We start from the raw sequence: 21,838 nt of genomic DNA on the forward strand, positions 1-21,838 counted from the left end.
GTGGTGGGGCGCGGGCATGCTCGGCGGTCATGGACGCGATGAGGGATACGGGGCCGAGCAGGGATACGGGGCCGAGCCTGGACGTGACGACGGTCGGCGGGGGCGCGGATCCGGCCGCCGGGCCGGAGGTCGTGCTGATCGGAGGGCGTTCGGGGGTGGGAAAGTCGTCCGTCGGCTGGGAGGTCGCGGCCCAGCTGGTGGCCGCGGACATCGGGCACGCCCTGATCGAGGGCGACTTCCTGGACGCGGTCCACCCCGCCCCGGCGGGCGACCCGCACCGCTCCCGGCTCACCTGCCAGAACCTCGCCGCCCTCTGGGCGAACTACGCCGACCTCGGCTGCCGCCGCCTCGTCTACACGAACACGGCCGGCGTCCTGCCCTCCGAGGAGTGGCTGTTCACCGAGGCCATCGGCCGCCCCCGGATCGTCCGGATCCTGCTCACGGCGACCGACGCCACCGCCGAACAGCGCCTCAGGGAGCGGGAGGTGGGCTCCGAGCTGGACCGGCACCTGCGGCGCAGCGCGTTCATGGCCCGGCACCTGGACGACCTGGTGCCGCCGGACACCCACCGTGTGCCGACGGACGGCCGGACGGTGGGTGACATCGCGGCGGACGTGATCAGACGGGCGGGTTGGGCGGCCTGAGGGGCGCGCGGGACGGCGGGACCGTCGGAAAGTCGTCGGTGCCGCCGGTACTGCCGGTGCCGCTCGTGCCGCCCGTGGGGGCGGGCGGGGTCGTCGGGGGTGCGGGTTCCGCAGGGGTCACCGGCGGCGCCGGGGCCGGGGTTGCCGGGGCCGCCGGAGGGTTCGCCGCCGCCGGGGTGCCGGTCGGCGCGGGTGCCTCGGGGACTGCCGGGGCTCCGGGAGCGGCGGCGGCCGCGCGGGCCACGGGCGCCTCCGGGACCACCGGAGCCTTGGAGGCCTCGCGCGCCCCGGGCCTCTTCCCCGGGGAACGGGCCGCGTTGCGCATCACGACGGCGGCCACGGCGAGCAGCGCGGTCACGATCAGCGCGGCCGCCCACCCGGGCAGGCCGAGGGCGATGACCAGGCCGAGGGTGAGCGCGGCGGCGGCGCCCGCGTACAGGGCGGCGGCGCCGGAGGACGCGTACAGCGCGGCCCTTCGGCGCTGCTTGCGCGCCACCGCGGAGGCCTCCGTGCGCAGTTCCTCGCGCAACTCGTGGTGCAGCTCCTCCCGCAGCGACTGCCGCACCGTCTGCCGCAGGGACTCGTCCACCGCGTCGCGGACGACCTGCGACAGGGCGTCGCCCAGGGTGTCCGTCAGCGGTGCGTTCTTGTCCTGGACCGGCATGTTCTCGTCCTTCCTTCCGGAGCGGTCGGGGCGGACGAGTACCCGGCGCCCGCGTCGCGTAACGGCGCGGGGCCGCCGGTGCCCGAGAACCGGAAACGATCTCGTGTCCGCGCGGCGCCAACTAGGCTCGTCCCCATGGAGATCCTGGGAACCGTGCTGCGCGTCTGCGTCAGCGACTTGGAGGCGTCCGTCACGTTCTACGAACGGCTGACGGGCAGCACCGCGATGCGCTTCGAGCGGGGTGGCGTCGCCGTCGCCTCGGTCGGCTGCTTTCTGCTCATGAGCGGCCCCGAGGCGGAGTTGGAGGTGCTGCGCAAGGTCGCGGCGACCATCGCCGTCAAGGACATCGACGAGGCGCTCGCGACCCTCACCGCCTCCGGCGCGCACATCGTCGCGGGCCCCGTGCCCACCCCCGCGGGACGCAACCTCATCGCGATGCACCCCGACGGCGCGGTCTTCGAGTACGTCGACCGGAACGCCCCCGCCCCCCACTGATCCCCACCCGCACCCACGAGCACCCGCCCGTCACCCCCGCCCCGGCACCGCACCGGGGCGGACCAGGGCGGACCGGGACGGCGTGGGCGCGGAAGCGGGCCGACGCGCTCCGGCAGCGGCCGAGGCCCCCGGCTCACCGCACAGGCACCCTCATGGCCGCATCCGGAAGTCGTACCTCTCCGGCAGGGGTTCGTCCGACACCGCCGCCCACACCTCGCCTATGACCTCGTCGGCCTCCCGGAGGTCGGCCACCTCGAAGCCCTCCTCGAAAACGGCGCGAGCAGCGCGGAGTTCGCCCTCCGCAAGGAGCAACTGGGCCTCGATCAGCCGGAATCGGCCCGTCTGGCGCGTGTGCGCGTGCAGGCGGTCCCAGACGCTCCGCGCCGCCTCCGCGCGCCCCGCGGCCACCAGGGCGCCGATGACCTCCCGGCCGAGGGCGGCGGTCGCCGCGGACCACACCACGCCGTCGTCGCGACGCTCGGCGCACAGGTCGTCGAAGGCCTCGGCGTACCGGTCGGCGGCGCGCTCCACATGGCCGGACTCCTGGTCGGCGACGGCGAGGCAGCGCAGCAACGGCCAGCGGGACGGGGCGAGTTCCAGGCCGCGCTCCCAGCTGCGCACCGCCTGGGCCAGGTCCCCGGCGTGCCACTGGGCGACGCCGAGGTGGTACTCGGCGTGCGGCCGCGCGGGCGCGGTCTCCAGCATGTCCCGCCAGTGCGGGGCGACCAGGGTGGGCCCGGGCGGCCCGACCTTCCGGGGCTCCGGCACGGCCCCGCTGTGCAGCAGTTCCAGCCACGGCTCCTGTTCGGGGCCGAGCGTGGCCTCCGCGAAGGGCGTGCCTGGCAGCTTGTACTGCCCGCGCAGGACTTCGAGGGCGCCCCACCCCGACCCGACGGCGAGGGTCTCCTCCGGCTCGGCGTCGGCGCGGGGCCGCCACTGGTCGTAGGCGGCGTCCACGGCCGCGGCGGGCAGCGCCTGTGCGAGCCGTGCCTGCGCCTCGCCGCGCGCGGCCGCCCAGTCGGCGCCGTGCACGACGTCCGGGTCGGCGGTGAGCGGCCCGTACGACTCCAGCCACGCGAACTCGCTCTCCGCGTCGAGGCGTACGTGCTCCAGCTGGGTGCGCGCGAGCCCGGCCTGGATCTCGGCGTAGCCGCCGGTGCCGGGTTCGGTGAGCCAGCGCTGCCAGCGGCGCCCGCCCGTGCCGGTGCCCCACACGAAGAGCTTGCGGCCGCGCAGCGTCGGCGTGGAGGTCTGCGCGAGGCCGTGCCCGTCCTCGTCGAGGGCGGCGATCCAGCGGCGCGCCCCGTCCGGGACGTCGTAGAAGTAGTCGGCGGGGAACTCGGCGCGCGGCGGCCGGGTGCGGTCCACGCCGTCGTGCTCGGGCACCGGCACCTTCCGCAGGGTGCGCGCGTAGCCGTAGTGCCAGGCCTCGTCGGCGGGGGCGAGGACCCTGCGCTCCTCGGGCACGGCGATGTTGGACCACCAGTAGACAGGCACGGGCCGCTCGTGGGGGTTGCGGATCCGCACGCCGACGTGCAGGAAGTCGGAGTCCTCCGGCAGCCACAGGTCGACCTGGAAGGGGATGTCGCGCAGCCGCTCCCACTCCCACAGGCGCACCATCTCGCCGCCGTCGGGCGCGGTCAGGCGGGCGGCGTGCAGGGGCGCGCAGGACAGCGCGGTGTGGCCGGTGGCGCCGATGTTCCACTCGATGCCGCCGGAGTACCAGGCGCCGTTGAGCGCGAAGTCGGCGGGCTGGAACACCGGGTTGCGGTAGAGGAGTTCGCGGCCGGTCGGCTTGTGGAAGAGGGAGTGGATCCGGCCGCCGAGGCCGGGCAGGACCGTGACGCGCAACCGGGTGTTCTCGATGACGAGGGTGTCGAAGGACGTGGGGGTCCGCTCGCGGCCGTAGCCGTCGCGGACGCGCGCGGGCAGCACCGACCGGAGCGGTTCGTAGGTGAGCTGCCGCGCCATGTCGCGCGGCAGCCCCTCGAGGTCCTTGTCGTCGAGGCCGTGCGCCGCGTCGAGCGGCTTGAGCGGCGGCAGCGGGTTCTCCGGTCCCAACTCGGCGGCCGGCAGGGTCGTGGTGTCGCGTCGCACGGTCGTCGCCAAGGCATCCTCCTCAGTTCGAGGACGCTGTGCGCCCCCGGTCCTCCGTTGACCATGGAACACGCTCGGCCCCGCTCCGGCCAGGGCCTTCGCCGGTCAGGATTGCGCACGGATCCCGCAGCGAACGGTCAGGACTCCGCGAAGGCCGCCACGACCACGTCGGTGAGGACGTCGCCCGCGGTGCCGTCCGGGTCCAGGTCGGGGTCGTAGATCGTGACGTTGAGGCCGACGCAGCGCGGGGAGCGGACCAACGGGCGCAGCAGCGCGAGGAGTTCGTCGGGGTGCAGGCCGTCCGCGTCGGGGCTGTCGACAGCCGGCATCACGGCGGGGTCGAGGACGTCGGCGTCGAGGTGCACCCAGAAGCCCTCCAGGGTGTCGTGTTCCAGGCTGCGGACGGCGGAGCGGGCGACGTCGTCGGCGCCCCACTGGCGCAGTTCGCCGACGGTGACGGTGGCTATGCCGAGTTCGCCGAGCTCGGAGCGGTCCTCGTCCTCGTCGCGCATCCCGAAGAGCCGTACGTCCTCGTCGCGCAGATAGGGGCCGAGCCCCTCGATGTCGGAGAGGTCGCGCTGGCCGCGGCCGGTGGCGAGGGCCAGCTCCTCGCCGCCCGCGGCGCCGACGCGGTCGGAGTTGCCCGGGTGGCGGAAGTCCGCGGAGGCGTCGATCGCGGCGAGGCCGAAGCGTCCGATCCGGCGCAGCGCGAGAGACGCGCCGAGCTGGATGGAGCAGTCGCCGCCGAGGACGACGGGCAGGTCACCGGCGCGCACATGCCGCTCGATGCGGTCGGCGAGCTGCGGCGTGTAGGCGGCGATGGCGGCGGCGTTGAAGACGCCGTCGCCCTCCTTCCAGTCGCCGCGGTCGTAGCGCGGCGGTACGACGACGCCGCCCTCCACGGCGTCCAGGCGGCGCAGGATGCCGCGCTCGCGCAGCGCTCCGGCAAGCTTGTAGCAGCCGGGTACGGTGCCCGGGGCGGGCGGACGCAGGCCCAGGTTGGAGGGCGCGTCGATGATCACAACAGTTCGCATGCCGCTCATCCTCCGTGACCGGCACGACCGCTTTCAATGGCCTTTGGCCGCCGTCCTTCGCCGGTCCGCCCGGGCCGCCGCCGACGGCGAGCCCCGCCCAGGTCAGCCGAGGGTTTCGGCGGGCGTCATCTCGGTGGTGAGGGCCCAGCGCTGGTGGTCGCGCCAGGCGCCGTCGATGAACAGGAAGCGGGGGGAGAACCCTTCGAGGCGGAAGCCCGCGCGGCGGGCGAGCGCGATGGAGGCGGCGTTGCGCGGCTGGACGTTGATCTCCAGGCGGTGCAGGCGCAGCTCCCCGAAGGCGTGACGCACGACGAGCCCGAGCGCCTCCCCCATGAACCCGCGCCCCGCCGCGTGCGCGAACGCGCCGTAGCCGAGGGCCCCGCACCGGAAGCCGCCCTCGACGATGTTGTTGATGTTGATGAACCCCGCGAGGGCGCCGTCGGCCCGGTCGTACACGAGGCAACCGGCCTTGGTGGGGTCCTCGATGAGCGTGCGCGCGTACGCCGTGTAGGTCTCGGCCGTCGTCGGCGGGAACAGCCAGGGCCGGTGCAGGGCGCCGCTCTCCCGGGCCCGGGCGGTGAACTCGGCGGCGTCCTCGTACGTGTAGGGGCGTATGCCCACGCGGGGGCCTTCGGCGAGCGGGGCGGGGCGGGTGTGCGGCATCCGGCCACGCTACCCGGCGGCCGGTGAGGTCACCGGGCGCGGTCGCGCCCGCCCGAGGAGCGCGCCCCCGGCGGCCGTCACTTGCGGCGGCTGACGAAGAACGCCCCGCACAGGGCGCCGATCAGGCCGGTGCCGAGCAGTGCCATCCACAGCGGCACGGTGACTTCCGGGATCAGGAGCCGGATCTTGGTGCTGCGGGTGTTCTCGAAGATGAAGACGAGCGTGAGGAGGGCGATCGCCGCGACGGTCACCCTGCCGGGCGTCATCAGCGCGCCCACGCCGCCCTTCGAGGGGCTCGTGGAGCCGCCCGTGGAGCTCTTGGGGCTCATGTCTGGACCCTTCCGTTCCGTCGGAGCGCCGGCCGCTCCCCCGGGTCCAGGATGGGCAGTGGCACCGGATCCCGCGCGGTGGGTGTCGCCGGGGGCGGGACGGGGTGGGCCATTCGGGTGACGGCACAGGCGCGGGAGGGCCCACTCGCGCCGTGCCCGGCCCCTGCACGCCGCGCCCGACCCTCCCCCCCGCCCGGCCTCAGCCCGTGCGCTCACCCAGCGCCGGTGTGTCCAGGCGCAGCGTCCCCGTCTCCGCGTCCAACTCCCCCGGCACCCCGAACGGGATCGTCAGCGCCCCCTCGCGGTGGCCGAATCCGAACTCCTCCACGACCGGCACGCCGAGACCCCCGAGCCGGTCGCGCAGGACCGCGCGCACGGCGTCGTAGGGGCCGCACTCCTCCCAGGAGCCGAGGGCGACGCCCGTGACGCCGTCGAGTTGTCCGGCGCGCAGGAGTTGGGTGAGGTACCGGTCGAGCCGGTAGGGCTCCTCGTCCGTGTCCTCCAGGAACAGCAGCCCGCCCCGCGCCGGCAGGCGCGTCCCCGGCACCCCGAGGTCCGCGGCCAGCAGGGACAGACAGCCGCCGAAGGTGACCCCGCGGGCCCGGCCCCCGACGAGGGGAAGGCCGGTCGAGTCGATGACCTGGACCGCCTCCGGCTCGAAGAGGGTGAGCCGCAGGTGTTCCTGGGCGCGGGCGTTCTTCAGGAAGTCGGACGCGGCCACCATCGGCCCGTGCAGGGTGACGACGCCGAGGCGCCGCGCGATCGCCTCGTGCAGCGTGGTGATGTCGCTGAACCCGAGGAACACCTTGGGCGGGAAGGCACGCAGGGCATTGAAGTCGATCAGCTCCACCATCCGCGCCGCGCCGTAGCCGCCGCGCGCGCAGAACACGCCCGCCACGGACGGATCGCGCCAGGCCCGCTCCAGGTCCCGGGCCCGGTCGGCGTCCTCGCCCGCGAGGTAGTCGAACTCCCGGTGCACGTCTAGGACGTGGGGCGCGACGACGGGCTCCAGGTCCCAGCCGCGCAGGATGTCGAGGCCCGCTTCGAGCCGGTGCTCGGGCACGGGCCCGCTGGGCGCGACGACGGCGACCCGGTCGCCGGGGACGAGGCGGGGCGGGCGGACCAGGGGCGGCAGGGCGACCGCGGGCGCGGGTGGGGGCGGGGACGGGGGCACGGTGAGCTTCGGGCTGCCGGACCGCTCGGACACGGGTACCCCGGACACGGGCCGCTCGGACACGGGCACCTCGGACACGGGCCGCTCGGACAAGGGCTCCTCGGATCCGCTCACTTGGCGAGCTCCAGCGTGGGTGTGCCGCCTGCCGGGTCGAGGCGGAACACCTGTGCGTACAGGGAGAGTTCGGCCTCCAGGGCCCTGATCATGGTGTCCGCGCGCCGGAACCCGTGCCCCTCGCCCTCGAAGGCGATGTACGCGTGCGGCACGCCGCGCCGCTGCATCCGGGTCAGAAGCAGCTCGCACTGCGCGGGCAGGCAGACCACGTCGTCGAGGCCCTGGAGCAGCAGGAACGGCGCGGTGATGCGGTCGGCGTGCCGGGCGGGCGAGCGTTCCTCGTAGCGGCCCGGCACCTCGGCGTAGGGGCCGACGAGGGTCTCCAGATAGCGCGACTCGAAGTCGTGGGTCTGGCCGTCCTGCCAGGAGGCGAGGTCCAGGACGGGGTAGATGATGGTGCCGCAGGCGTACACGTCGGTCGTGGTCAGGGAGGCCGCCGCGGTCCAGCCGCCCGCGCTGCCGCCGCGGATCGCGAGCCGCGCGCGGTCGGCGGTGCCCTCGTCGGCGAGGGCGAGCGCGACGGCCGCGCAGTCGTCGACGTCGGCGATGCCCCACTGCTCGCGCAGCCGGTTGCGGTAGGCCCTGCCGTACCCCGTGGAGCCGCTGTAGTTGACCTCGGCGACGCCTATGCCCCGGGACGTGAAGTAGGCGATGGCGAGGTCGAGGACGAGGGGGGCGCGGGAGGTGGGGCCGCCGTGCGCCCACACCACGTAGGGCGGGAGCTCGCCGCCGGGGGCGACGTGGCCGGGGTGGTGCGGCGGGTAGATGTGGGCGTGGATCTCGCGTCCGGCGGGGCCGAGGAAGGTGCGGATCTGGGGTTCGGGGTAGTACGTGGGGTCGACCGGATCGTCGTGCGCGGCGCCGATGACGCGGGCCCTGCCGGTGCGGGTGTCCAGCTCCACGACCTCGTAGGCGCTGCGGGGGCTCGCGGCGATGCCCGCGACGCGGGTGCCGTGGACGGCGAGCGAGGCCGACCACTCCGACCAGGGGCCCGCCGCGTCGACGACCTCGCCGGTCTCCGGGTCGAGGACGCCGAGCGCGGTGGCGCCGGTGCCGTGCACGACCGCGATCAGGCCGCTGTCCAGGGGCGCGAACCAGTTGAGGCCGAGCTGCCACAGGGGCCCGCCGAACTCCTCCTCGCGCGGACAGAGCGCGCTCGCCGTCCCGTCGGGCTCCGCGCGGTACAGGTTCCACCAGCCGGAGCGGTCGCTGGAGTAGAGCAGCCGCCCGTCGTGCGCCCAGTCGGCCTGCGCGATCGACTCCGTCGGGCCGCCCGCGAGGACCTGGGCTGCGGCGAAGGTGCCGTCCGCGCTGACGTCGGCGACGAGGAGTTCCGTGCCGTCCCACGGCATCCGCGGGTGGTCCCAGGCCAGCCAGGCCGCCCGGGTGCCGTCCGGGGAGAGCCGCGGCCCGGTGACGAAGCGGTGCCGCCCGTCGGACAGTTCCCGCAAGCCCGACCGGTCCTCGGCGGCCGAGCCGTCAAGGGGTACGGCGACCACGACGCGCCGCACGTCGGTGGGCGCGTCGCCGGTGAACTCCTCCAGGACGCACCACACCTCGCCGCGGTCCGCGTGGACGCGCGGGTCGGCGAAGCGCAGCCCGCCGCCGACGCCGGACAGCGGGGTCAGGGGTCTGGGCTCGGCCTCGGGGACGTCGGGCTCGTGGGCGTACAGGCGCTGGTCGGTGAAGTCGGCGAACACCACCAGCGGTCCGCGCGGATCACCGGGCCGCGCGGCGGCGGCCCAGGGCAGGCCGCCGTACTCGATGACGCGGCTGCGGACGTTCCACGGCGCGGGCAGCACCGACTCCTCGGACCCGTCCGGGCGGCGCCGCACCAGCGCCCGCCGCCCGCCCTCGGCGGGCCGTGGCTCGGTCCACCAGACCTCGTCCCCCACGAAGCCGACGAAGGCGGGGTGGCCGTCGTGGGCCGCGGCGAGCGCGGCGTCGATCGGGGACCGCCACGAGCCGTACGGCGTGGTCTTCGCCATGTCGTTCATCTCCCCCAAAGGTCGGTCAGGCCGTGCGCAGGAAGCGGTCGAGCACCCGGGTGCCGAAGTGCAGCGCCTCGACCGGCACCCGCTCGTCCACTCCGTGGAAGAGGGCCTGGTAGTCGAAGCCCTCCGGCGTCCGCAGCGGCGAGAAGCCGTAGCCGCGGATGCCGAGCCGCGAGAACTGCTTGGCGTCCGTGCCTCCCGACATGCAGTACGGAAGGACGCGGCCCTCCGGCGCGAACTCCTCGACGGCCGCCCGCATCCTGGCGTACGTGGGGGTGTCCACCGGCGCCTGCAGCGCCACCTCCCGGTGGTGGAACTCCCAGTCGACGTCCGGTCCGGTGAGCAGGTCAAGGGTGGCGCGGAACTCTTCCTCGCCGCCCGGCACATATCGGCCGTCCACATAGGCCGTGGCCTCACCCGGGACCACGTTGACCTTGTACCCGGACTGGAGCATGGTCGGGTTGGCGCTGTTGCGCACCGTCGGCTCGACGAGGGCGGCGGTGGGGCCGAGCTTCTCCATGAACGCGTCGACGTCGAAGCCGGGGGCGTCCGGGTCGGCCTCCAGGCCGTAGAGCCCGGCGAGTTCGACCAGGGCCGCCCGCACCGTCGGGGTGATCCGCACCGGCCAGCGGTACTCCCCGATGCGGGTGACGGCCGCGGCGAGCCTGCTCACGGCGTTGTCACGGTTGACCTTGGAGCCGTGGCCCGCGGTGCCGCGCGCGGTGAGCTTGAGCCAGCCGGTGCCGCGCTCGCCCGCCGCGATCGGGTAGAGCTGGTTGCCCCGGCCGTCGTGGAACGTGAACGCCCCGGACTCGCTGATGCCCTCCGTGCAGCCCTCGAACAGGCCCGCGTGCTCGTCGGCGAGGAACCCGGAGCCGTCCAGGGCGCTGGCCTCCTCGTCGGCGGTGAACGCGATCACGATGTCCCGGCGCGGCGCCACGCCCGTGCGCGCCCAGCTGCGGACGGCCGCGAGGATCATCGCGTCCATGTTCTTCATGTCGATGGCGCCGCGCCCCCACACGACCCCGTCGACGATCTCGCCGGAGAAAGGGTGCACGCGCCAGTCGGCGGCCTCGGCCGGCACCACGTCCAGATGCCCGTGGACGAGCAGCGCGTCCGCCGACGGGTCGGTGCCCTCGATGCGGGCGACGACGTTGGTGCGGCCCGGCGTGCGCTCCAGGAGCGTGGGCTCGAGGCCCGCCCCGGCCAGCTGCTCGGCGACGTACTCGGCGGCGGGGCGCTCGCGGCAGGCGCCGTCGCCCCGGTTGGTGGTGTCGATGCGGATGAGATCCGAGGTGAACCGGACGACCTCGTCCAGTGCTTGAGGGTCGACCTGGTCAGCCATACTGCTCCTCGACAGCGGCGGAGGCGATCGTGGTGACCGCCTTGAACGTGCGGATGCCTTCGTACATGGTGTCGCTCGTGTAGGCGACCTTCCGTTCCGCCACGCGCCGCACGCCCGGAACGACCGTCGCGGCCATCGACAGGTGTTCCGCGTCGAACTCGACCTCCACCGTGTGCGGTCCTGCCGCCACCGGCTCGTGCCGCACGGCGAGGGCCGCCGCGTCCTTGGCGGCGGACCGGATGTCGGCGGCGGTGCGCGCGGGGGTGCGGCACACCGCCGCGTACCGCGACACATGGTCCTTGACCGCGACCTTCAGCGCGCCGGGGGCGTAGCCGAGTGCGTCCTCGCAGGCCAGGTCGTCGCCGGTGACGAGGACCACCGGGACGCCGTACTCCGCGACGACGTGGGAGTTCAGCAGGCCCTCGCTGGCGCGGACGCCGTCGACCCACACACCGGTGATCTGGTTGGCCAGATAGGTGTGGGCGAGGACGCCCTCCATGCCGGCGCCCGCGTGGTAGCCGATGAAGGCGATGCCGTCGACGTCGCCGTGCTGGACGCCTTCGATCATGGAGAGGGACTTGTGCCTGCCGGTGAGCATCTCGGCCCGCTCGTCGAGCTGTTCGAGGAGCAGGTTGCGCATGGTCCAGTGCGCCTCGTTGACGAGCACCTCGTCGGCGCCGCCGTCGAAGAACCCGAGCACGGCGGCGTTCACGTCCGAGGTGAACATCGACCGGCACCGCTCCCACTGCGGCGTGCCCGGCAGCACGTCGGCGGGCCAGGTGACGCCGGTGGCGCCCTCCATGTCGGCGCTGATGAGGATTTTCATGAGCTCCAGCCTTGGGTGCGTGGCGGTACGTGGGAGGCGTGGGCGCGGGGAGCGGCATCAGCACCGCTCACCCGGCCCACGGGCACCGCCGGTCCGAGGTAAAGATCTTCACACGGCGTCACGCTACGCGGTACGGAACGCCCCGGCCTAGGGCCTGTCTGATGGGGCAGTGACGCGCTTCCGTACGCCCCCAAGATCACCTCTAGGCGCCGAGGCGACTCCTCGAAGACGCCCGTCTTCCAGGACATGCTCGACAACGGATCGTCGGCCGTCGGTCGGCGTCCGTCGAGCAGAGAGAAGTCCCCCTCACGCGTCTTCGCCGCACAGTCGGCGCCGCCCTCGGCGCCCTCGCCCTCGTCCTGACCATCCCCACATCGGCCAGCGCGGTCAAAGGCGACTTCTTCTACCAGTACGGCGACCCCAACAGCCCGACGGCGAGCAAGGTCGAAGAACCGGACGTGGACGTGTGCTTGAACATCCCCGAGGTCGAGGGCAAGAACGAGACCGCCTTCTCGCCTGACAACGCGGTGCCGGACTACGACGTCGGCATCTTCACCCAGGAGGACTGCCAGGGCGAGAAGACGGTGGTCGGGTTCGGGGAGAAGCTCGGGCCCGAGGCCAAGTTCAAGTCGATCATCGTCGCGGCGCACGTCTGAGCCACCCCCTCCGCCCCGGTGCGCGCCGCCACGGCCCGCACCGGGGCGGTGCCGTGTCCCGGCCCGGGCGGCCCCGGCGATCCCCGCACCACACGTCAGCCCCGGTGCGCAAAGCGGGCCCCACCCCTCGGAGGGGTGGGGCCCGCTTTGCGCACCGGGGCTGACGGCCCCTGTCACAAGGGGTCGGCGCCGACCAGGGGAACCCGCGAGGGTCCTACTGGGCGGCGGCGCGGCGGCAGGCGATGCCGGAGCTGCCGTCCGACACCTGCGAGACGTGGCGCAGGCCGACGGGGCACACGACCTCCGACACCACCGGGATCTTCGCGGCGCCCACGAGGCAGAACACGTTGCCGTCGGTGGTGCTCCGCCCCAGCGGGTCGGACAGGAAGGTGGCACAGTCGGGGCCGTCGGCCTGGGCCACCGGCGCGGCGGCCAGCATCCCGCCCGCCACGAGGGCCACGACACCTGCGGAAGCAGCGAGACGGGCCCGGAGATTGCGGTTCACAGAGTTCCTCACCGTAGAGGTTCGAAAAGAGCCGGAGCGCCGGACAGAAAGACGGAACGTCGGCTTCCGACTGGTCGGTCCTGTAACCGGATCATGCGACCTTCGGTTACGGCCACCTGGAGGTGAGCGGCAATGGCGGCTGCCGTTGAGGTGCCGGGCACCCAGGCACCCAGGTACCCAGGCACCCTGATACTGACTGAATTTTCAGCCAAAGACGAGCCGGGCATCACCGGGACACCACCGGGGCGCTACCGCCGCAGCAGCGCCAGTTCGGCGTCGATGGCGCCGCGCATCAGGTCCCGCGCGTGGTCGAGCCGCATCCCGCCGCTGAGCCAGCGCATGCTGAGCCCTTCGAGCAGCGCCGTGAGCCGTTCCCCGGCCGCGGCCAGGGCGGGCGCCGGGGTCATCGGCTGCACCCGGCCGATGAGGGCGGCGACCTCCTGCACCCACACCAGGGTGGCCCGGGCCAGGTCCTCGCGCAGCACCTCGTCGAAGACGGCGCTCGCCCGCAACTCGCCCCAGGCGGAGCTGTTCTCCCTGACCTCGGGGGTGTCCTGCAGTTCGAGGAGGAGGATCTCCTCGAGCTCCTCACGCGGAGCGAGGGGCTCGGCGTCCGGGTCGCGGTCGGTGGTGTAGCGCTCGGCGCGGCCGTTGATGAACTCCAGGGTCTGGCGCAGGATCCCGGTGCGGTCCTTGAAGTGGTAGTAGATCAGCCCGGTGGAGACGCCCGCCTCGGCGGCGAGTTCTTCGACACGCAGGCCGCGGACCCCGCGACGGGCGATCAGCCGTGCGGCCGCTTCGAGGATCTGGGTAGTACGGGGCGCCATGGATCCGAACCCTACCGGGCCGGTCCCGGACACTCCGCATCCGTCTTTGACTGAATTTTCAGTCCGTGCCACAGTGGTCGCACGGCCACCGCGACGGGGCCGCACGGCCGCACCCGCCGTCCCCACCCGCGCTCGTCGAGCACCCCACCCTGCCGACGGCTAGCTTGTGGCCATCACGATGATCGGAGTTCACCGTGTCCCCCCTCACCCCCCTCACCCCCCACGCCCGCCTCGCCTCCCTCGCCCCGGCCTCCCCCCTCGCCTCGATGCGCCCCTCCCGCCGCTCCGCCCTGCGCGCGCTCGCCGGGATCGGCGCCGTCGTCCTCGGCTCCGCGGCCTGCGGGCCCGGCGGATCCGGCGAGACGAAGGCCGCGGGCACCGCCGGGGCGGACACCGAGACCGACGGGCGGCGCCTGGGCGCCGAATGGGAGAGCCACGCGCGCACCTTCATGTCGTGGCCCGCCCTGGAGTCGGTGTGGGAGGAGGACCTGCCCTACGTACGGGAGGACATCGCCCGCATCGCGCGCGCCATCGGCGAGTACGAGTACGTGGTGATGATGGCCCGGCCCGACCAGGTCAAGGCCGCCCAGCGGGCGTGCGGGCGCGACGTCGAGGTCGTCCCCCTGGCCGTCGACGACTTGTGGGCCCGGGACACGGTCCCCGTGTTCGTGGAGGAGGACGGCGAGGTCGTCGGCGTCGACTTCAACTTCAACGGGTGGGGGAACAAGCAGGAGCACACCAACGACGGCCGGGTCGGCCGCACCCTCCTGTCGAAGTACGACATCCCCCGCGAGAAGGCACCCCTGGTCTCCGAGGGCGGCTCCTTCGAGACCGACGGCGAGGGCACGCTCCTGATCACGGAGAGCTCGATCGTCAACGACAACCGCAACCGCGGCAAGAGCCGCGACCGCATCGAGGCCGAGCTGAAGGAGACCCTGGGCGTCGAGAAGGTGATCTGGCTCGCGGGCGTGCGCGGCGAGGACATCACCGACGCGCACGTGGACAGCCTCGTCCGGTTCACGGCGCCCGGCGTGGTGCTCCTGGACCGGGCGTTCCCCGGCATGCCCGCCGACTCCTGGTCCCGCTCCGCCGACCAGGCGAAGTCCGTGCTCAGCAAGGCCACCGACGCCAAGGGCCGCCGCTTCGAGATCATCGACCTGCCGCAGCCCGACCTGGACCGGATCACCGGCGAGGGCGACGACTTCGTGTCGACGTACGCCAACTTCTACGTCGCCAACGACTCCGTGTTCATGCCGAGGTTCGGCGACCGCAAGGCCGACAAGCGCGCCAAGAGCATCCTCCAGGAGCACTTCCCCAAGCGCGACATCGTGCAGGTCCAGATCGACACCATCGCCTCCGGCGGCGGTGGCATCCACTGCGCCACGCACGACCAGCCCGGCGAGCCGGTCGACTGACCGCCGCCTTCTCCTCCCCTGCCATCTCCCCTGCCCCTCTCCCCTGCCCCCTCCCGTCCCCCGGAGCGGCTGTGGTCATCCGACGCCTCCCCCCGTCCCGCCGCAGGGCCCTGCTCGCGGGGCTCGGCCTGCTCGCCGTGGCGGCGGCCGTCGCCTTCGGGGTGTGGCTCCAGTTCGGCGAGCGGCACGCCCTGGACACCCGCTACCGCGCGGGTGACCCGGCTCCCGACCGGGTGGACATCGAGGCGTCGGTCCAGCGGGTCGACGCGGCGGGCCGGGAGCTGGTCCTGCGGCTCCTGGTGACCCCGCGCGGCGGCCTGGCGGAGGCCGGCGGGATCTCCCCCGCCGAGACCCTCACGCTCCAGACGGCGGCCTCTACACGCGGGGACCTCACCTTCCCGGCCCACGGCCGGATCTCGACCGTGGACGTGCCCGTCACCCTGACGGCGGGATCCATCACGGACTATCCGTTCGACGCCTACGACGCCGCCCTCGAGTTCGGCGCCGTGCAGGGCGGCGAGGCCGTCCCGGTCCGGATGACGCTGTCCAACAACGACGCGCTGTTCGCGACCTCGGTCGAGGCGTCCGAGGAGGACGGGGTCGCGGTGTTCGACCTGGGCCTGGAGCGCTCCACCAGCGTGCTCATCTTCGCGGTGTTCATGATGGCCGCCATGTGGGCGCTCGCCGTCGCCGTCCTCATCGGGGCGTGGTTCCTGCTGAGCAGGAAGAAGGGCCTGACGTGGCCCGCGCTCGGCTGGATGGCCGCGACCCTCTTCGCCCTCGCGGCCTTCCGCAACACAGCGCCGGGCGCGCCGCCCATCGGCTCCCTGCTCGACTACATCGCGTTCCTCTGGGCGGAGACGGTCATCGCGTTCTGCGTGATCACCGTGGTGGTCATGGGCATGCGCGCGGAGGCCCGGCTCCCGGAGTCGCCGACTCCCGCGTGAGCGGGCGCCGCTGCCAGGTGACGGCCCCGGCGCCAGGAGGTGGTCCCCGCGCCAGGAGGTGGCCCCCGCGCTACGAGGTGGCCCCGGCGCGGCCCACGACCAGCCACTTCGAGGGCAGTTCGATGCGGGTGCCGTCCGCTCTGTACTCGGTGGTGGTCAGCGGCAGCGAACCGGCGGCAAGCACCGTCAGACCCGCCGAGCGCACCAGCTCCGGGACGGCGGCGTCGGCCACCTCGCCCGGCGCGATGCCGTGCGCGAACACGGGCGCCAGCTTGGGCGGCGGGCCCCCGGCGCCCTGCACCAGGTCGCGCAGCACGGGCCCCGCGGCCTCGGCCAGCTCGATCAGGCAGGCCCGGCCGCGCTCCCCGGTCAGGGCGGCGACGGAGTCGATGAGCGGCTGCCGGTCGGCGGGCTCGCACTGGTGCAGTACGCCGCGCATGTAGATGTTGGCGTCGCCGAGTTCGGCGTGCAGTTGCTCTGCCGTGCTCTTGTCGGCCGCGTCGAGCTGGCGGAACTCGGCCTGGCCCGCGGGGTCCGCGTGCCGGGCGTGGTCGACGGCAGCGGAGGCGAGGTCGACGCCGAGGACGCGCGGGAAGCGGTCGGCGAGGAAGCGGGTCTGGGTGCCGTTGCCGCAGCCGAGGTCCACCATGGGCAGGTCGGGTGCCGTCAAGTGCGGTTCGAACAGGGCCAGGTGGACGCCCGCGGTGAGGGCGGGTTCGGAGTCCCAGAAGACGCCGCCCGCCTCCGGCGGTGCCTCGCTCCAGAAGCCCTCCCAGGCCTCCTGATACCGACTGGTGACGCCCATGCCAGCTCCCCGGGGTGCGAACGGACGCCGCCGAACGCGGCGACAAGATCGGTCTACCGCTCGGGGCGGCGCCCGACAAGCCACACGCGCACACCTTCACGGCGCTTTCGAGGCGTGTTCCCCCCCGCGTGCGCCCGCACACGTCCCCGCGCCCCCGGCGCGTGCGGCTACCGGCGCGGCGGCGACAGCTCGAACCACACGGTCTTGCCCGTGCTCGTCCGGCTGGTGCCCCACTCCTTGGCGAGGCTGGTGACGATGCGCAGGCCGCGCCCGAACTCGTCGGCGGGGCCCGCGCTGAGCAGCGTCGGCAGGGTCGCGTCGTCGTCCTCGACCTCGCACAGGAGCCGGTCGGAGCGGACCAGACGCAGGCCGATGCGGCCGCCGTGCGCGTGCCGCACGGCGTTGGTGACGAGTTCGCTGGCCAGGAGCACGGCGGTGTCGCTGATGGCGTCGAGGCCCCAGCTGCGCAGCTGGCCGCGGACCAGGTCGCGGGCCCTGCTGACCTCGCTGGGGTCGGGCGCGAGCCGCCAGTGCCCGACGTCGGCGGAGGCCACGCCGTTCAGCCGGGCCATCAGCAGGGCGACGTCGTCCTTGCGGCCACCGCGGCCCGCTTCCGAGAAGGTCGCGGCGAGGGCGCGGATGATCGTGTCGCAGGCGTCGTCCATGGCGGCGGCGGGGTGGGCGGCCGACTCGACGAGGGTGGCGAGGCCCACGCCGATGTCCTCGCCGCGCACCTCGACCAGGCCGTCGGTGCACATCAACAGGCGGTCGCCGGGCGCGACCCGGACCCGCACCGACTCGAACGGCACGCCGCCGACGCCGATGGGCGCGCCCGTGGGCAGGTCGAGCAGTTCGCTGCGGCCGTCGAGGGCGCGCACCAGGACGGGCGGGATGTGGCCGGCGTTGGCGAGTTGGAGCTCACCGGCGATCGGGTCGTACACCGCGTACAGGCAGGTGGCGAGATAGTGCTCGCCGAGCCGCTGGGCGAGGTCGTCGAGATTGCGCAGGAGCTGGGCGGGCGGCAGGTCGAGGGCGGCCATGGTCTGCACGGCCGTGCGCAACTGGCCCATCATGGCGGCGGAGTTCAGGCCGTGTCCCATGACGTCGCCGACCACGAGGGCGGTGCGGGCGCCGGGGAGTTTCACGGAGTCGAACCAGTCGCCGCCGACGCGGCCGAGCAGGGTGCCGGGCAGGTAGCGGGTGGCGATGTCGCAGCCGGACATCCGAGGCGGGATGTGCGGCAGCATGCTGTCCTGGAGGGTGTCGGCGACCGACTCCTGGTACGTGTACATGCGGGCGTTGTCCAGGACGAGCCCGGCGCGGGCGGCCAGTTCGGCGCCGGTGACGCGGTCCATGTCGTTGAAGACGGGCCGCTCGCGGTGGCGCAGCAGGATCATGAAGCCGAGGACGACGTTGCGTGCCTTCAGGGGCACGACCAGCATCGAGCGGTGATTGATCAGCGGCCGGATGTCGCGCTTCTCGAACTGGGAGGCGATGGCGTTGCCCATCTCCTCGGTGATGCGCGGTACGAGGACGGGGTCCCCGGACGTCATGCACTGGAAGAACGGGGTGTGCGCGGGGAACGGCATGGACTCGCCGACGGGCACGACGTCGTCCCAGCGGCCCGGCTCGTCCGTGTGCTCCACGGCGACGCGGTGCCACAGGGTAGTCTCGTCGGGCGGGCCCTCGGGGAAGCCCTCGCCCGCGACGACCTGCTCGCGCAGATAGGTGCCGGCGACGTCGGTGAAGCGCGGCACGACGGCCTTGCTGACCTCGACGATGGTGCGGGACAGGTCGAGTGAGGTGCCGATGCGCCCGCTGACCTCGTTCAGGAACTCCAGGCGCTCGCGGACCGCCGCGTATTCGAGGTCCTCGCCGTCCTCGCCGTCGTACCCGTCGGCGGTGTCGCTCCCGGTGGGCGGGGGCGCCTGCCCGGCGGCGGCCGCCGCTTCGGCGCGCTGTCTGCGGGCCCTGCGCTCGGCGCGGCGCGGGACGCCCCAGTCGGGGGTGACGGGCACACGGTCGTGCTGGCTGAACTCCAGGACGGGATAGCCCAGTTCGAGGACCTGGGCGGCGATGCGGGCGCTCTCGCCGACGCTCATGCTCGGCAGGATCTCGGGGAGGCGGCGCGCGAGTTCGTCGGCTCCGGGGAAGTCGGTGTGCAGCGCGAACCCGGGCGCTATGCGCTCCACCCGGTCGGTGTCCGGGTCGCCCGCGACGGCGAGGCGGGTGGCGTCGGCGGCGAGCACGAGCAGCCGCTCCGGTCCAGGGCCGACGAGCGGGTAGGCCCACCACAGGACGTCGATGCGCTCGCGCCCGGGGGTCGGCGCGGTCAGGCGGGCGCGGCCCGCGGCGGGGTAGGAGAGCCGTCCGTCCAGGGAGCTGCCGAGGTCGGGGCCGAGCGCGTCGTACTCCCCGTGGGCGCCGCCGTCCCGCGGCAGGGCGCCGGAGACGGGCAGCAGGTCACCGGCCGGGTGGCCGACGGCTTCCTCCCGCGCGTACCCGAACAGGCGCCGTGCGCCGGTGCTCCAGTGGGAGACGAGGCCGTCCCCGTCGACGACGACCACGGCCAGGGGGACGCGGCCGGACATGCCACCGTGTGTCACCGGCTCGCCGTCCGGGATCTCACGCTCCATGGCCTCGGCTCCCTCCCTCGGCGCGGCAAGATCTGCAGGTCCCCCAACCACCGTACGACCGCATCGGGTCGCGGTGCGGCGCTATCGCCGAATTGGCCCGCCGAGGGGGGCGCCTCCGGAGCGCCGGCCGGGCCTCGCCGGTGCACGCGCTCAGTCCTCGTGGCCCAGTTGCAGGTCCCGCTCCGTGCGCCCGCCGCCTGCGACCTGGAGCACCGTGGCGACCGGCGGGTAGCCGGCGGCGATCACGGTGTACTCGCCGGAGGACAGGTCGACGAAGCGGAACGTGCCGTCGGAGCCCGTGGTCAGCGTGTCGACGACGTTGCCCGCCGCGTCGAGGAGCGTGACGCGGGCGTCCTCCACGGGCCGCCCGCCGCCGGCCCGCACGGTGCCGCGAAGCACCGCTCCCCCGGCCAGCTCGATGTCCTGGCGGGTCTCGCGGGACGCCTGCACGCTGACCGGCAGGGCCGCCGGGCGGAACGCGGGCGCGCTGGCGGCCAGCGTGTACTCCCCCGCGACCAGCTCCGTGATCGCGTACGCGCCCTCGCGGCCGCTGCGGGCGGTGGCGACGACGTCGCCGCGGACGTCGGTGAGGGTGACGGCGGCGTCCCGGACGGGCGAGCCGTCGGCGGTGCGCACGCTCCCGGCGAGGCGGCCCGCGCCGCCGAGGACCACGTCGAGCTCCACGGGGCGCTCGCCGACGGTGACGGTGACGGCCTGCGGCTGGTGACCGCCCGCCGCGGCGATCAGCACGAACGATCCGGCGCCGGGGGTGGCGAGCGCGTACCGTCCGTCGTCGCCGCTCGCGCCGCGCCCGATCTGCTGGCCCGCGACGTCGATGAGGGTCAGGGCGGCGCGCGGCACGACGGTGCCGTCGGGGTGCTGCACGGTGCCGCAGACGGGCACTCCGGCGGCGTACGGGGTGCGGGCCCCGGGGACGGTGGCCTGCTCGCCGAGGGGGGCGGGCGGGGTTTTCGAGGACACGGCGCTGGACACGAGGGGGGTCTCCTTGAGGAAGAAGGCGAGCAGCAGGCCGAGGACGAGGACCGGGACCAGATAGAGGAAGATCCGCGGCATCGCCTCGGCGTACGCCTGGATGTAGCCCTCGCGCAGCGGGGCGGGCATGGCGTGGACGAGCTGGGGGGTGATCGATTCGGCGTCCGGCAGGTCGGCGCCCGCGGGCAGGCTGTCGGCGAGGGCGTCGGTGAGGCGGTCGGCGAAGAGCGTGCCGAAGACGGCGGCGCCCACGCTGCCGCCGATCTGCCGGAAGTAGTTGTTGGCGCTGGTCGCGGTGCCGAGGTCGGCGGGCGGCGCGGCGTTCTGCACGGCGAGGATCAGGACGGGCATGACCAGGCCGACGCCGGCGCCGAGGACGGCCATCCAGATGCTGTAGTGCAGCCGGGGCGTGTCCGCCTCGAGCCGGGAGAGCAGGAACATGCCGACCACGGAGAGGGCGCCGCCGAGGATGGGGTAGATCCGGTAGCGCCCGGTGTGGCTGATGAGTTGACCGGCGACGATGGAGGCGCCGACGACGCCGCCCATCATCGGCAGCATCAGGAGGCCGGACTCCGTGGCGCTCGCGCCGTCGACCATCTGCAGGAACGTCGGCAGGTAACTGGCCGCTCCGAAGAGGGCGATGCCGACGACGAGCCCCACGAGACCCGTGATGTTGAAGACGGAGTCACGGAAGAGGCGCAGGGGGATGATCGGTTCTGCCGCGAACCGCTCGGCGACGAGGAAGAGCACGGTCGACACGACCGCTCCGGCGGCGAGCCCGAGGATGACGCGCGAACCCCAGGCGTACTCCGTGCCGCCCCAACTGGTCAGGAGCACCAGGCAGGTGGAGGCGGCGACGAGCAGGAGCGCGCCGAGCACGTCGAGCCTGCCCCGGGCCGCGGGCTTGGGCAGCTTCAGGACGAGCGCGACCACGAGCAGGGTGACCAGGCCGAACGGCACGTTGAAGTAGAAGCACCAGCGCCAGGAGACATGGTCGGTGAAGAAGCCGCCGAGGAGCGGCCCGGCGACGGAGGCCAGGCCGAAGGAGGCGCCGATGAGGCCCATGTAGCGGGCCCGCGCGCGGGGCGGCACGATGTCGGCGATGATCGCCTGGACGCCGATCATGAGGCCGCCCGCGCCGACGCCCTGGAGCGCGCGGAAGGCGATGAGCTGGTCCATGGTGCGGGAGGCACCCGCGAGCGCGGAGCCGATGACGAAGACGACGATGGCGAACTGGAAGACGCCCTTGCGTCCGAAGAGGTCGCCGAGCTTGCCGTAGATGGGCAGGCCGACCGTGGCGGTCAGCAGGTACGCGGTGATCGCCCAGGACATCTTGTCCAGGCCGTGCAGCTCGCCGACGATCTTCGGCAGGGCGGTGGCGACGATCATCTGCTCCAGCGCGGCGAGCAGCAGCGCGAGCATGAGGCCGACGAAGACCATCCGCACCCGGGCGGGGCTGAGGCCGTGCGGGGGCGTCCCGGTGACGTCCTGGGGCGGTGGCGGCTCCTGTGCCCCGCCCTGGTCCGCGGCGGCCGCGGGGGGCGGTGCCACCGCCCGTTCGCCGTGTCCGGCGCCCATCACCAGCGTCGTACCGCCCACTTGCTGCTCCCCTCGTCGCGCCTGCGCCGCCCATTTCTCGCATTACGCGACAACTGTGAGCAAGCGCGACGAGTTG

Annotated in this window: 19 protein-coding genes; 5 read left to right on the forward strand and 14 right to left on the reverse strand. The window is 73.8% G+C overall.

The window, feature by feature from the left end:
* Positions 1–38: 38 nt before the first annotated feature.
* Positions 39–644: a nucleoside/nucleotide kinase family protein gene (locus OO63_RS17465; protein WP_397622168.1), complete on the forward strand. Its 606-nt coding sequence runs from the start codon at positions 39–41 to the stop codon at positions 642–644.
* On the opposite strand, the gene OO63_RS47585 is transcribed toward OO63_RS17465, so the two are convergent.
* A complete protein-coding gene (locus OO63_RS47585; RefSeq protein ID WP_051810957.1) occupies positions 619–1,308 on the reverse strand; it encodes a phage holin family protein in 690 nt (229 codons plus the stop codon). The two genes, OO63_RS17465 and OO63_RS47585, sit on opposite strands and share 26 nt — an antisense overlap.
* A gap of 135 nt (positions 1,309–1,443) precedes the next feature.
* Between OO63_RS47585 and OO63_RS17475 the strand changes: the two genes are divergently transcribed.
* Positions 1,444–1,803 (forward strand): VOC family protein, encoded by a 360-nt coding sequence (locus OO63_RS17475; protein WP_030361778.1) that lies wholly within the window; start codon positions 1,444–1,446, stop codon positions 1,801–1,803.
* Positions 1,804–1,953: 150 nt separating this feature from the next.
* Here the strand turns inward: OO63_RS17475 and OO63_RS17480 are convergent, their stop codons facing one another.
* From OO63_RS17480 to OO63_RS17515, 8 genes are all read right to left on the reverse strand, one after another.
* Positions 1,954–3,912 (reverse strand): DUF5107 domain-containing protein, encoded by a 1,959-nt coding sequence (locus OO63_RS17480; protein WP_031192614.1) that lies wholly within the window; start codon positions 3,910–3,912, stop codon positions 1,954–1,956.
* Positions 3,913–4,037: 125 nt separating this feature from the next.
* Positions 4,038–4,934 carry an arginase family protein gene (locus tag OO63_RS17485; protein WP_030361780.1) on the reverse strand — a complete coding sequence of 299 codons (897 nt, stop codon included), beginning with the start codon at positions 4,932–4,934 and terminating at the stop codon, positions 4,038–4,040.
* Positions 4,935–5,036: 102 nt separating this feature from the next.
* A complete protein-coding gene (locus tag OO63_RS17490) occupies positions 5,037–5,597 on the reverse strand; it encodes a GNAT family N-acetyltransferase (RefSeq protein ID WP_030361781.1) in 561 nt (186 codons plus the stop codon).
* Positions 5,598–5,674: 77 nt separating this feature from the next.
* Positions 5,675–5,926 (reverse strand): LapA family protein, encoded by a 252-nt coding sequence (locus OO63_RS17495; protein WP_030361782.1) that lies wholly within the window; start codon positions 5,924–5,926, stop codon positions 5,675–5,677.
* Between the two features lie 199 nt (positions 5,927–6,125).
* Complete coding sequence (locus tag OO63_RS17500; RefSeq protein ID WP_030361783.1) at positions 6,126–7,061, reverse strand: S66 peptidase family protein; 936 nt, start codon at positions 7,059–7,061, stop codon at positions 6,126–6,128.
* 149 nt (positions 7,062–7,210) lie between these two features.
* Complete coding sequence (locus OO63_RS17505; protein ID WP_030361784.1) at positions 7,211–9,211, reverse strand: S9 family peptidase; 2,001 nt, start codon at positions 9,209–9,211, stop codon at positions 7,211–7,213.
* Positions 9,212–9,227: 16 nt separating this feature from the next.
* Entirely contained in the window at positions 9,228–10,553 is a 1,326-nt protein-coding gene (locus OO63_RS17510; RefSeq protein WP_030361785.1) for a M20/M25/M40 family metallo-hydrolase, read from the reverse strand.
* Positions 10,546–11,379, reverse strand: coding sequence for a M55 family metallopeptidase (locus OO63_RS17515; protein WP_030361786.1), 834 nt, complete (start codon positions 11,377–11,379; stop codon positions 10,546–10,548). Before OO63_RS17515 ends, OO63_RS17510 begins: the two co-directional genes overlap by 8 nt.
* Before the next feature lie 458 nt (positions 11,380–11,837).
* Here OO63_RS17515 and OO63_RS17520 point away from each other — a divergent pair, with 458 nt between their 5' ends.
* Positions 11,838–12,035, forward strand: a complete 198-nt coding sequence (locus tag OO63_RS17520; protein WP_030361787.1) for a hypothetical protein — start codon at positions 11,838–11,840, stop codon at positions 12,033–12,035.
* 214 nt (positions 12,036–12,249) lie between these two features.
* Here OO63_RS17520 and OO63_RS17525 read toward each other — a convergent pair whose 3' ends face one another.
* Together OO63_RS17525 and OO63_RS17530 are read right to left on the reverse strand one after the other, a co-directional pair.
* Entirely contained in the window at positions 12,250–12,540 is a 291-nt protein-coding gene (locus OO63_RS17525; RefSeq protein WP_157854012.1) for a hypothetical protein, read from the reverse strand.
* A 248-nt stretch (positions 12,541–12,788) separates the two neighbouring features.
* Positions 12,789–13,367: a TetR/AcrR family transcriptional regulator gene (locus OO63_RS17530; RefSeq protein ID WP_030361789.1), complete on the reverse strand. Its 579-nt coding sequence runs from the start codon at positions 13,365–13,367 to the stop codon at positions 12,789–12,791.
* A 266-nt stretch (positions 13,368–13,633) separates the two neighbouring features.
* Between OO63_RS17530 and OO63_RS17535 the strand changes: the two genes are divergently transcribed.
* Both OO63_RS17535 and OO63_RS17540 read left to right on the forward strand, forming a co-directional pair.
* Positions 13,634–14,782, forward strand: a complete 1,149-nt coding sequence (locus OO63_RS17535) for an agmatine deiminase family protein (protein WP_031192615.1) — start codon at positions 13,634–13,636, stop codon at positions 14,780–14,782.
* A 71-nt stretch (positions 14,783–14,853) separates the two neighbouring features.
* Positions 14,854–15,729: a DUF4436 domain-containing protein gene (locus OO63_RS17540; protein ID WP_106983473.1), complete on the forward strand. Its 876-nt coding sequence runs from the start codon at positions 14,854–14,856 to the stop codon at positions 15,727–15,729.
* A gap of 70 nt (positions 15,730–15,799) precedes the next feature.
* On the opposite strand, the gene OO63_RS17545 is transcribed toward OO63_RS17540, so the two are convergent.
* The 3 genes from OO63_RS17545 to OO63_RS17555 form a co-directional block, all read right to left on the reverse strand.
* Entirely contained in the window at positions 15,800–16,534 is a 735-nt protein-coding gene (locus OO63_RS17545) for a class I SAM-dependent methyltransferase (RefSeq protein WP_030361792.1), read from the reverse strand.
* Positions 16,535–16,701: 167 nt separating this feature from the next.
* On the reverse strand, positions 16,702–19,170 hold the full coding sequence (locus tag OO63_RS17550; protein ID WP_030361793.1) for an ATP-binding SpoIIE family protein phosphatase: 2,469 nt from the start codon (positions 19,168–19,170) through the stop codon (positions 16,702–16,704).
* 150 nt (positions 19,171–19,320) lie between these two features.
* Positions 19,321–21,762, reverse strand: a complete 2,442-nt coding sequence (locus OO63_RS17555) for an MFS transporter (protein ID WP_030361794.1) — start codon at positions 21,760–21,762, stop codon at positions 19,321–19,323.
* Positions 21,763–21,838 lie beyond the last annotated feature (76 nt).

This window comes from Streptomyces alboflavus, assembly GCF_000716675.1.
GTDB classification, from domain to species: Bacteria; Actinomycetota; Actinomycetes; order Streptomycetales; family Streptomycetaceae; genus Streptomyces; species Streptomyces alboflavus.